Below are 11013 nucleotides of genomic sequence, written 5' to 3'. Positions count from 1 at the left end.
ATGTAACCCTCTGGTGGTTGGTGGTGCAGCTAAACCTGATGGAACAAAACTCTATCCACACCGATCACCGATAGGATGGACGGCACAAGAACAATCGGCTGCACGAAAATCCCAGCCCAGGAACATCCCGGATCCTAAATCCAATCTTAAAACTTAAAAAAAACAAAAGAAGAGCTGAAAGTTGAGTCGGGTTGCACCTCGAACACCAGCTCTTCTGGACAGAGTAAGGAATAGAGATAAAGAAGAACCGAGTCTCGACCCCCCTTTAATCCTCCAGAGGCAAAGCCGCCACCTGAGCCGATTGCACTGGCGAGGGGAAGAAAGGCCGCTGCACGATTTCAGTTGCCAACACACTGCGCAACTGGGCAGCTACCGCCACCGTCGTGACATCGTAGGTTTGGGTAGCCAGGCGCGGGTAGAAGCCAATGCCGAGAATCGGCAACAGCAGACAGAGGGCCACCGCCATTTCCCGCGGACGCATATCCCCCAGGTAGTCTTCCAAAACCAAGCCGGGATCCTGAGCCCCGTAGAACACCTGACGCAGCATGGAGAGCAAGTAAATGGGCGTCAGAATGATGCCCACTGCCGCCAGCAGGGCAATTCCCGCTTTGAAGGTCGGCGCATAGGCATCGCTGGTGGTCAAGCCCAAGAACACCGTCAGCTCACCCACAAATCCGCTCATCCCCGGCAGCGCCAGAGAGGCCAGGGATCCCGCCGTAAACAGGGCAAAAGCCTTCGGCATCTGCTTGGCCAACCCTCCCAACTTGTCGAGGGCAAGGGTGTGGGTGCGCTCGTAGGTGATCCCCGTCAGGAAGAACAGAACCGCGGCAATCAGACCGTGGGAGATCATCTGCAGCACTGCCCCATTGATGCCCAGCTCCGTGAAGGCGGAGATCCCGATCAACACAAAGCCCATGTGGGCAATGGACGAATAGGCCAAGCGCCGCTTGAGATGGTTCTGACCGAAGGCGGCCAACGCCCCGTAGATGATGTTCACCACACCCAACACCGCCAGCACCGGGGCGAAGTACACGTGGGCTTCCGACAACATGCCCACATTCATGCGGATCAGGCCATAGCCACCCATCTTGAGCAGAACTCCCGCCAAGATCATGGAAATGGGAGCAGAGGCTTCGCTGTGGGCATCCGGCAGCCAGGTGTGCAGCGGGAAAATCGGCAGCTTCACCCCAAAGGCGATCAGCAAAGCCGCATAGGCCAACAGCTCCAAGGCCAGTGGGTAAGACTTAGCGCTCAGCTCTGCCATCTCCAGGCTGAAGCCCTCGCCGTAGAAGGCCATCGCCAGGGATCCCACCAAGATAAAAATGGAGGCGGCGGCGGTGTAGAGGATGAACTTGGTGGCGGCGTACTGGCGCTTCGGCCCACCCCAAATGGAGATGAGCAGATAGACCGGCACCAGCTCAATCTCCCACATCAGGAAGAAAAGGAGCATGTCCTGCGCCAGAAACACGCCCACCTGGGCACCGTACATCAGCAGCAGCAAGAAGAAAAACAAACGCGGCTTATGGGTGAGATTCCAAGCCGCCACAATCGACAGGGTTGTGATCAAACCCGACAGCAACACCAGCGGGAAGGAGAGGCCGTCCACCGCCAGCGACCAGTGGAACCCAATTTGGGGCACCCAGGCGTAGCGCTCCGCCAGTTGCAGAGAAAAGTCCTGCAGGTCATAGTGCCGCGCAAAGACATAGGCCATCAGGCCCAAATCAAAAGCCCCCACAGCGAGGGCATACCAACGCACCCAACGGCTCTGGGGGATCAAGGGGATCCCGAAGGCTGCCAGCAGAGGCAAGAGCACCAGCACCGACAGCCAGGGAAACTCAAGAGAATTGCTCATGACCGGGAATAAATACTCATGCTCGATACCTCAATGATATGAAGCTGTGTAAACAAATGGGAAGCGATATTTACAAAAAAATCTGCGCAATAGCGCAGATCTCGAGAAGGTTTCTCCAATGCCAATCATCGAGGATCCTCAAGGGATCCGGCGCGATAGCGCTCCGTCGGGTGGATAGGCCGCCCGAGCTGGCCAGGGATCCTCCGGCCAAGCAAGATCTCGGCTCCTGAACTCCCCCGGTACCTGGGGGGGTCTACTCATCTTCGGCAAAGACAAAGCGGTGTAGCTCGTCCAGAGTGGGCTCTGGGCTTTCCAGGGCGAAAAGAACCGCGTCCTCAATCACGGCGCTGACCTCCGCGTGGATGGCTTGGAAGTCTGCCTCGGACATTAGGTTGTGCTCCAGGGCATAGCGTTCCAGTTGTTTAATGGGATCCCGCTGCCGCCAGAACTCTTTTTCCTCAGGACTGCGCAGCTCGTCAGGGTCGGCAAGGGAATGGCCCCGAAAACGATAGGTGATGCACTCTAGCAAGGTGGGGCCTTCTCCGGCACGGGCGCGGGCAATGGCCTGTTGGGCGGCCTCTCGCACTGCTAGCACATCCATCCCATCCACCTGGTAGCCGGGCATGCCAAAAGCCGGGCCTTTGCGGTAAATATCGGTGTCGGAAGTGGCGCGTTCATGGGCCATGCCAATAGCCCAGAAGTTATTTTCCACCACATAGACGATGGGCAACTTCCAGAGGGCGGCCATGTTGAGGCACTCGTAAAACTGGCCGTTGTTGCAGGCTCCATCCCCAAAGAAGCAGGCGGTTACCTGGTCGGTGCCCCGGTATTTGGCAGAAAAAGCAGCCCCCGTCGCCACTGGGATCCCTTCGGCCACAAAGGCATAGCCCCCCAAGAAATTGTGCTCCGCCGAGAAGAGGTGCATGGAACCACCCCGACCCTTGCTGCAGCCGGTGGCCTTGCCGAACAACTCTGCCATGACCGCCCGCGGCGGGATCCCGGTGCTGAGGGCATGCACATGATCGCGGTAGGTGCTGCACACGTAGTCGGTGGGCTTGAGCGCCTTGATCACCCCCGTAGAGACGGCCTCTTGGCCGTTGTACAGATGCACAAAGCCGAACATCTTGCCCTTGTAGTACATTTCGGCGCACTTGTCTTCAAACAGGCGGCCCAGCACCATGTCTTCATAAAGAAGACGAGCCTCTTCGGCAGAAATGCGAGCAGTTGTGGAGCGCGAAGTAAGTTCTTGAACCATGCTGCGGTGCAACGAATCAGAGGTATCTTAGGCGGTCAGCAGTGAGCTTTGCGGTTTGCCCATTATCTCATGCTCCAGTCTGTCTGCCACCTTACCTGGAAATCCCATCCTGCAGGGCCGAAAGCGGTTGTTTCGAGGCCAAGGGAGTTAAACTGAAAGGCTAGGGCAAGAGGCGTTTCCATTGCAGCAGCCGCATCAGGACTCCGTCCCGCAAACGCGAATCTTGAACACCAGAGGGGGGGTTTCTTCTGCTCTCGGCTTGGACGTCGATCTGCTGGAGCCGGGGGCAAGAGGTATTTGGCCAGCCAACGTGACGGGGTGCGCCCATGGGAGCCCGTTGGGTTAGCGGTTTTGCGGCGGTGTTGTTTGCGTTGGCGGTCACCCTGCTAGGGGGCTGGTATTTTACTGCAGCCATTGGGCTAATCATTTTTTTGGCCCAGTTGGAGTTTTTTCGCTTGGTGCAAGCCAAAGGCAATGCGCCGGCCATGCGCACCACCATGTTTTCCAGCCAGGTGCTGGTGATTTTGCAGCAGGTGAGGCCGGAGTGGACCAGCCCTGCCTTTATCGTGGCGGGATCGATCATCTGTTTTTATTTGCTCTTTAAGCCCAAGGTGGCCACCATTGCCGATATTGCCACCTCGATCTTGGGGTTGTTCTACTGTGCGTTGCTGCCCAGCTTCTGGATTCGGGTCAGGGCCTTGTCTTTTGCGCAAGGGCTGGGCGAAGGGCTATGGATTACGCTGCTGGCCATTGGCTGCGTGATCGCCGCAGATGTAGGGGCCTACCTGTGTGGTCGGGCCTTTGGGCGCACCAAGCTCTCCATCCTCAGCCCGAAAAAGACGGTGGAAGGGGCAGTAGCCGGCATTGCCGCCAGCATGACCCTTGCGGTGGTTGGAGCCTATTACCTGGGCTGGCCGTGGAGCTGGTTGAGTGGGGGCATTCTGGGGTTTTTGATTGGGTTAACCAGCCTGCTGGGAGATCTCACAGAATCTCTGATGAAACGGGATGCAGGGGTGAAAGATTCCGGGGATCTAATCCCGGGCCACGGTGGCATCTTGGATCGGGGGGATAGCTACGTATTCACCGGGCCGCTGGTGTTTTATTTTATGGAATGGCTCAACGCTTACTCTGGGCTCTAGAGCCATCTCGTAAGCCTGCCAAAACCCAAGAACGCACACCAGTTACAAGTGGAGGAGTCCTCAATTCAAAATGGCTTGGCACTCGGGAGCCTCTAAAAACTCGTCCGGCGAAATGAGGTATCCTGGAGGCGCAGTCACAGGCACGAACCCCTCCAAGTTCAACTCGGTTTCGTCGTAAACCACCAGTTGCCTGAAACTGGCAACAGGCTCCCCCTCCACCTCGAGAATGCGGGCTTTTCGCTGGATAATCCAAGGGGTCTCCCCTTCTAGTTCAGAAGGGGCCAGAGGGCGATCTAGGCCAAACACGAACTCTCCACTTCGACCGACGAGAATTGCCTCCAGGCTACCGGGCTTTCCTGCACCTACAAAGCAAAAAAAAGAGTAGTCAGAGTGCGGGGTAAAATACAGGCCTATCAGGGGTAGTAGAGGCGGCCAGGATTGTTCATCCGGATGAAGGCGAGCACTGAAGCAAGCTTCATAACCTGCCAGAGAGCCTGGTTCAAAAGGCTCCCCACGACAAAGTAGGATGTCTCTCTCTGATCTCTTCCAGTCCTGTTGCGCCAAGGCAGGGATCCCAGGGGATAGAGCCATCAGAGCCATCAGGACCGTTGCCGTCAATGATCTGGACATAACGCCGTACCCAAAGCTGAGGATGGTAGTACCCTAGCTCGAAATCCCTCTCTAGCCGTGTGATTAGGGTCAAGACCGATGGGCCACTCTACCCCGAAGGGCAAAGGGTTGAACTGCTACTCTATAAAGTGATTCATCAAAGTGATTCATCCTTCTCAGCCGTTGGCCTATTCTCCCCATGACTGCTGCAATTTCCTCTGTCAACCTGCCCAGCCAGTACAACCCCTTCGAGACCGAGCCGAAGTGGCAGCGCTTTTGGGAGGAGAAGGGCTTTTACGTGGCGGATCCCAAGGCGCCGGGAGAGGCCTTTAGCATGGTGCTGCCCCCGCCCAATGTGACGGGCAACCTGCACATGGGCCATGCTTTTGCCTTTACCCTGCCGGATGTGGTGACGCGCTACAAGCGGATGCGCGGCTACAACGTGCTCTGGCTCCCCGGCACAGACCATGCCAGCATCGCCGTGCACACCATCCTGGAAAACCAACTGCGCCAAGAGGGCAAGACCCGCTTCGATCTGGGCCGCGAGGCTTTTCTGGAGCGAGCCTGGGCTTGGAAGGAGCAGTCGCAGGGAGCCATCAAGAGCCAGTTGCGGCGGCTGGGTCTCTCGCTGGACTGGACGCGGGATCGCTTTACCCTCGACGAGGGGCTGAGCCGGGCGGTAACCGAGGCGTTTGTGCGGCTATACGAGGCGGGGTTGATTTACCGGGGCGAGTATTTGGTGAACTGGTGCCCGGCTACCCAGTCGGCGGTGTCAGACATTGAGCTAGACGACAAAGAGGTCAAGGGCCATTTGTGGCATTTTCGTTATCCCTTGGCCGAGGATCCCGGCCAGTATCTGGTGGTGGCCACCACTCGGCCCGAGACCATGCTGGGGGATACGGCGGTGGCGGTAAACCCCCAAGACGAGCGCTATTGCCATCTCATCGGCCAGTTCATTCGCCTGCCCATTAAAAATCGCCTCATCCCCATCATTGCGGATGAGTACGTGGATCCCTCCTTTGGCTCCGGGTGTGTGAAGATTACCCCGGCCCACGACCCCAACGACTTTGAAATCGGCAAACGGCACCAATTGCCCTTCATCAACATCCTCAATAAAGACGGCACCCTCAACGAAAACGGGGATCCTTTCACCGGCCTAGATCGCTTTGTGGCCCGAGAAAAGGTGGTGCAGTGGTTTGCCGAACATGGCCTGCTGGAGAAGGTGGAGGACTACACCCACACCGTTCCCCACAGCGACCGCGGCGGCGTGCCCATCGAGCCTTTGCTTTCCATTCAGTGGTTTTGCGATGTCTCGGGGATGGGGGCTCGCTGTTTGGAAGAGGAATACCAACGAAATAGCCCCCGCTTTATCCCTGAGCGCTGGACCAAAGTCTACACGGGCTGGCTGGAAAAGCTGCGCCCCTGGTGCATTTCTCGGCAGTTGTGGTGGGGCCATCAGATCCCAGCTTGGTATCCAGTCCTCAATGGCCAGCTTCTCGAGGATCCCCAAGCTTTTGTGGTGGCCCGCAACGGCGAGGAAGCGCTGCTCAAGGCACGGGAAAAGTTTGGCCCAGAAGTTGAGCGGGTGGAACAGGATCCCGATGTGCTGGATACCTGGTTTAGCTCTGCTCTGTGGCCCTTTTCAACCCTGGGCTGGCCGGAAGAGACCGAGGATTTCAAACGCTACTATCCCAACTCCCTGATGTCCACGGGCTTTGACATCATTTTCTTCTGGGTGGCCCGCATGGCCATGATGGGATCCCAATTTACCGGCCAGATCCCCTTCAAAGATGTGTACATCAATGGCCTGGTGCGGGATGAGCACGGGGCGAAAATGTCCAAAACCAAGGGAAATGGCATCGATCCCCTGGAGCTGCTGGACAAATACGGCACCGACGCCCTGCGCTATGCCCTGGTCAAAGAGGTGGTGGGGGCAGGGCAGGATATCCGCCTGGCCTACGACCGCAAGACGGGGGAGAGCGCCAGCGTGGAGGCCGCCCGCAACTTTGCCAATAAGATCTGGAACGCCTCCCGCTTTGTGTTGATGAACTTGGAGGGGCAAACCCCTGCCCAACTGGGATCCCCTGCCCCCGAAGCGCTGGAGCTGGCCGATCGCTGGATCCTGTCGCGGCTGCACTCCACGGCCACCCAAGTCATCGCCGAGCTGGAAGCCTATGGCCTGGGCGAGGGGGCGCGCCTGCTCTACTCTCTCATTTGGGATGACTTTTGCGACTGGTACATCGAGCTGGTCAAGCCCCGGCTGCGGGGAGAAGACCTGGCTTCCAAGCGCACAGCGCAGCAGGTGCTGGCCACCGTTTTGGAAACCATTCTCAAGCTGCTGCACCCCTGGATGCCCCACATCACCGAGGAGATCTGGCAGCTTCTCACCCAGGTCAATCAAACCACTTCCATCTCTGTGCAGCCCTATCCCACCCCGGATCCCAGTTGGATCGACCCTCAACTGGAGCGGGAGTTTGGCTTGGTGATCCAAACCATTACCAGCCTGCGCAACCTGCGGGCAGAAACCGGCCTCAAGCCCCATCAGACCATCAGGGCCCTTTTGCTCACTACCGATCCCGCCGAGCAGCGGATCCTGACGGCTGCCCAAGCTTATATCCGGGATCTGGTTAAGGCTGAGGCTTTGGAGATTACGGGATCCCTGGCCACGGAGCCCAAACAGGTGGCGGCTGCAGTGGTGGGCACGGTGCAGGTGCTGATGCCCTTGGCGGGATTGGTGGATGTGGAAGCGCTGCGGGCCAAGCTGCAAAAAGACCTGGCCAAGCTGGAAAAAGAGGCCCAAGGGATCCGCGCCCGCTTGGAGAACCCCAATTTTCTCAACCGGGCCAACCCTGAGGTGGTGCAAGCCAGTCAGGAACAACTGGCAGAGCTGGAAGCCCAGATGAGGTTACTGGGATCCAGGCTGGAGAAGCTGGGCTGAGGTGGCGTCAGCGCAGGTAGGGCAGCGGAGTGTTTGGGCCGGGCCAGTTGGGGTGTGAAGGCAATGTCCCCAGAATTTCGCGAAATCGAAGTGGTGAACCCCTGCTTCTGTGTTAGGATAGAAGCTGAGATTGTTATCGGTTGTAGTGCTCGTTTCTTCTGGTCTTGACGGATTTTCACGTTTTGTATTGGCAGACGGCTCTCCGAACATCTCACCCTTTGTTACTCTCTCTTTCGGAGATCGTCTATGTCGATTTATGTTGGCAACCTTTCCTTTAAGGTGACAGAAGCGGATTTGACCGCTGTTTTTGCTGAGTACGGTTCTGTCAAGCGGGTGCAAATCCCCACTGACCGCGAGACAGGCCGCATTCGGGGCTTCGGGTTTGTGGAAATGAGCTCTGAAGCAGAGGAGCAAGCCGCCATTGCTGCGCTGGATGGGGCGGAATGGATGGGGCGCGACCTCAAGGTGAACAAAGCTCGCCCGCGAGAAGAACGCCCCACCTCAGGTTTCCGCTCTGGTAACGCGAACAGTGGCGGCGAGCGGCGGCGGAGTTTTCAATCTCGCTATTGAAACGCCTGCTGAGGCTTCCCGGTGCTGGGCAAGGGATTCTCAGTTGAGCTTGTTTTGAAGCGCAGCACCAGGATCCAGCCGTCTCTCTAGGTTGCTTCAATTTTTGTTCAAGTGGTAGCTCAGGAGGAGTTGAGAGGGGATCCCAATCAACTCCTTTTGAATCTCTCACCGCCGACCTCTCTCAGAGGGAGAGGGGAGCTAAGGCAAACCGTATTTGAAACTGGAATAGCTACTGGGCTGGCGGTTTGTCTGGCCAGGGATCCGTTAGATCGGCGGTCAAGGGATCCCAGTCCCATCCCCAATCGCGGGCAATGGCCTGAGTAATCCCCAGTTGCCCGTGGCCAGGGTAGCGGGCCAGGGCTACCACCAGATCAACAAGCTGCTCACCGGCAGGGATTCGACCAAAGATGTGCAGCCCATCGCGAATCTGGGATTCTTTTAGCTCGCAGAGATAGCCATCCAGGCGATTCCAATCTTCTTCTTTTTCCAGGTTGAACTGTTGGTCTAGATGCTCTGCTCGAACCAGCTCCTGAATCTGGGCGCGAATCAGGGGACAACGACTGGGATCCAACTGTTGGGCCTGCACGTACTCATCCATCAGCCGTTCCAAATCCGCCAGGGGGCCGTACAGCTCGGCGCGAGTAAGGGGCGGGGTGAGGTGGTCGATAATCACTGCCTGGGCTCGCCGCTTGGCCTGGGATCCCTCTCCTGGGTCGTTGACGATGAAGGGGTAGAAGTGGGGCATTGGCCCCAGAGCAACCTCCGGGTAGCAGATGGCGGAAAGAGCGGATCCCTTGCCGGGCAGCCATTCCAAGTTGCCGTGCTTGCCCACATGCACCACCGCTTGAACGGCGAAGACCTGCCGCAGCCACAGGTAAAAAGCCAGGTACTCATGGGGGGGCACCAGATCCGGGGCATGGTAGTTCAACGAGGGATCCCGGTCGTAGCCCCGCGGGGGCTGGATGCCAACAAAAACGTGCCCCAACTGGAGACCGGCGATGGGGATGTTTTGGGCGGGCGGATTCCCCCATTGCTGAATGAGGTTGGCTTGGATGGGCTCAGGCAAGCGGGCAAACCACTCTCGATAAAGGGCAGCAGAAAGGCATTGCCGAGCCGGGCGCAGGGATCCCAAGGGGTCGTAGGTCTGGCCTTCGGTTAGCCAATGGATGAGTTCATCTCCAGTCTGGGGCAGGGGATCTACTGAGTAGCCAGCTCCCGCCAAAGCTTTGAGAATTTCCACACAACTGGCAGGGGTATCCAGACCCACCCCATTGGCCAGTCGCCCGTCCCGACTGGGGTAGTTGGCCAAAATCAGAGCCAGACGGCGCTGGTTGGCAGGGGTACGCCGCAATTTCACCCAGTTGGCCGCCAAATCGGCTACAAACTCCACCCGATCCGGCACAGCCACGTAGGCCACCACCTCCGTTTGCAAGTGGGGATCCCGCTGTTGAACCGCTTTGAAGGAAATGGTGCGGCTGATGATGCGCCCATCCACCTCCGGCAAAGCCACATTCATGGCCAGATCCCGCGCCCCCAATCCCCGCGTGGAGTTCTCCCAGCTCTGCCGGGATCCACCGCTGAGGATTACCTGCAAAACAGGCACATCCAACTCCTGCCACAGCCTCACGTCGGGCTGGTGGCTGTCCAACCGCGCCAGAGAAAAGCTGGTGGTGTTGAGCAACAGGTCAATCTGGCTGCCAAAGTGATCCCGAATGGCCTGGGGCAAGTCGGGATCTTGAAGGCTGTAGGTGTAAAAGCACAGAGGCTGCAGCCCCCGCTCCACCAAGGCTTTTGCCAATTGATCCACCGGCTCTATGTTCCCCGCCAGAACATGGGCTCGGTAGAGTAAAATCCCCACCTTGGGAGCTTGGGGATCCGCCAGCGGAGCTATGGGGGGTTGATAGATCCCTAGACGAGGCAGCACTTGAGGATCCGGCACCGAATATTGGCCCCCCAGAAACTCCCTAGCCAGAAACAGCAGACAGGCAGCCACATTCTCCGCTCCCCCCTCCAGCCAGTACCGCCACACCCGATCCGCCACCGCCAGGGGCACAGTGGAATGGCTCACCAAATCCCAGTCGGGGCGATCGTCCCCAGGAATGACGATCAGGGTGGATCCCTCCTCGGCGGCCACCTGCTTGGCTACCTCCAGGCCATAGCTCCAGTAGGCCCTTCCCCCCAACAGGCGAAGGAGCACCACCTGCGCCCGCCGCAGCACCCTCTCGGCATAGTCATCCAGGCTTAGGGGCTGTTGCAGCTGCAACAAATTGGCCGCCCGCACCGCCGGAAAATCGCCGGGCAACAGGCGCAGGGCTGCGCTCAAGGCCGTGAGATCCGTATCGGCTGCCGAAAGGATAACGATGGGAGCGGGATCCTGCTCCAAGAAAATGACGCCGGATTGGGAAGGATCCCATCCCCCTGGCAAAGCAGCTATTCGGTGCATGGCCGCTCTCCCAAGGGAAGGAAGCTCAGGCTTAGCGACTGTACTTGAAGCACAGAAGCACCCCAGCTCCCAGCGCTCAACTGGTCAGGAAGGGCTCCCGTAGTGGTTCCCGCTACCCAAGCATTGCCCTGTCCAAAGTGCTCCGCACCGCTGGCGCGAAAGTGCTCCGCACCGCTGGCGCGAAAGTGCTCCGCACCGCTGGCGCGA

The 11013-nt window shown here is 58.4% G+C and carries 8 protein-coding genes; 3 read left to right on the top strand and 5 right to left on the bottom strand.

The window, feature by feature from the left end; translation table 11 throughout:
* Positions 1–265: 265 nt before the first annotated feature.
* Both NW829_RS08215 and pdhA read right to left on the bottom strand, forming a co-directional pair.
* Positions 266–1852, bottom strand: a complete 1587-nt coding sequence (locus NW829_RS08215) for an NAD(P)H-quinone oxidoreductase subunit 4 (protein WP_414416849.1) — start codon at positions 1850–1852, stop codon at positions 266–268.
* A gap of 253 nt (positions 1853–2105) precedes the next feature.
* Positions 2106–3107: a pyruvate dehydrogenase (acetyl-transferring) E1 component subunit alpha gene (gene pdhA / locus NW829_RS08210; RefSeq protein WP_414350741.1), complete on the bottom strand. Its 1002-nt coding sequence runs from the start codon at positions 3105–3107 to the stop codon at positions 2106–2108.
* 326 nt (positions 3108–3433) lie between these two features.
* Between pdhA and NW829_RS08205 the strand changes: the two genes are divergently transcribed.
* Entirely contained in the window at positions 3434–4246 is an 813-nt protein-coding gene (locus tag NW829_RS08205; protein WP_011431967.1) for a phosphatidate cytidylyltransferase, read from the top strand.
* A gap of 60 nt (positions 4247–4306) precedes the next feature.
* Here the strand turns inward: NW829_RS08205 and NW829_RS08200 are convergent, their stop codons facing one another.
* Entirely contained in the window at positions 4307–4552 is a 246-nt protein-coding gene (locus NW829_RS08200; RefSeq protein WP_414416848.1) for a hypothetical protein, read from the bottom strand.
* A gap of 502 nt (positions 4553–5054) precedes the next feature.
* Here NW829_RS08200 and NW829_RS08195 point away from each other — a divergent pair.
* Together NW829_RS08195 and NW829_RS08190 are read left to right on the top strand one after the other, a co-directional pair.
* Positions 5055–7793 carry a valine--tRNA ligase gene (locus tag NW829_RS08195; protein ID WP_414416847.1) on the top strand — a complete coding sequence of 913 codons (2739 nt, stop codon included), beginning with the start codon at positions 5055–5057 and terminating at the stop codon, positions 7791–7793.
* A gap of 246 nt (positions 7794–8039) precedes the next feature.
* A complete protein-coding gene (locus NW829_RS08190; protein ID WP_011431969.1) occupies positions 8040–8363 on the top strand; it encodes an RNA recognition motif domain-containing protein in 324 nt (107 codons plus the stop codon).
* 229 nt (positions 8364–8592) lie between these two features.
* On the opposite strand, the gene cobN is transcribed toward NW829_RS08190, so the two are convergent.
* Positions 8593–10806, bottom strand: a complete 2214-nt coding sequence (gene cobN / locus NW829_RS08185) for a cobaltochelatase subunit CobN (protein ID WP_414416846.1) — start codon at positions 10804–10806, stop codon at positions 8593–8595.
* On the bottom strand, positions 10794–11013 hold a 220-nt coding region (locus NW829_RS08180; RefSeq protein WP_414416845.1), incomplete at its 5' end, for a hypothetical protein. The genes NW829_RS08180 and cobN, both read right to left, overlap by 13 nt.

Origin of the sequence: Synechococcus sp. R55.8 (assembly GCF_047461895.1) — a bacterium.
In the GTDB taxonomy this organism is placed as follows: domain Bacteria; phylum Cyanobacteriota; class Cyanobacteriia; order Thermostichales; family Thermostichaceae; genus Thermostichus.
The sequence above is the reverse complement of the archived record's forward strand: the minus strand, read 5'-3'. Positions and strand labels throughout refer to the sequence as shown.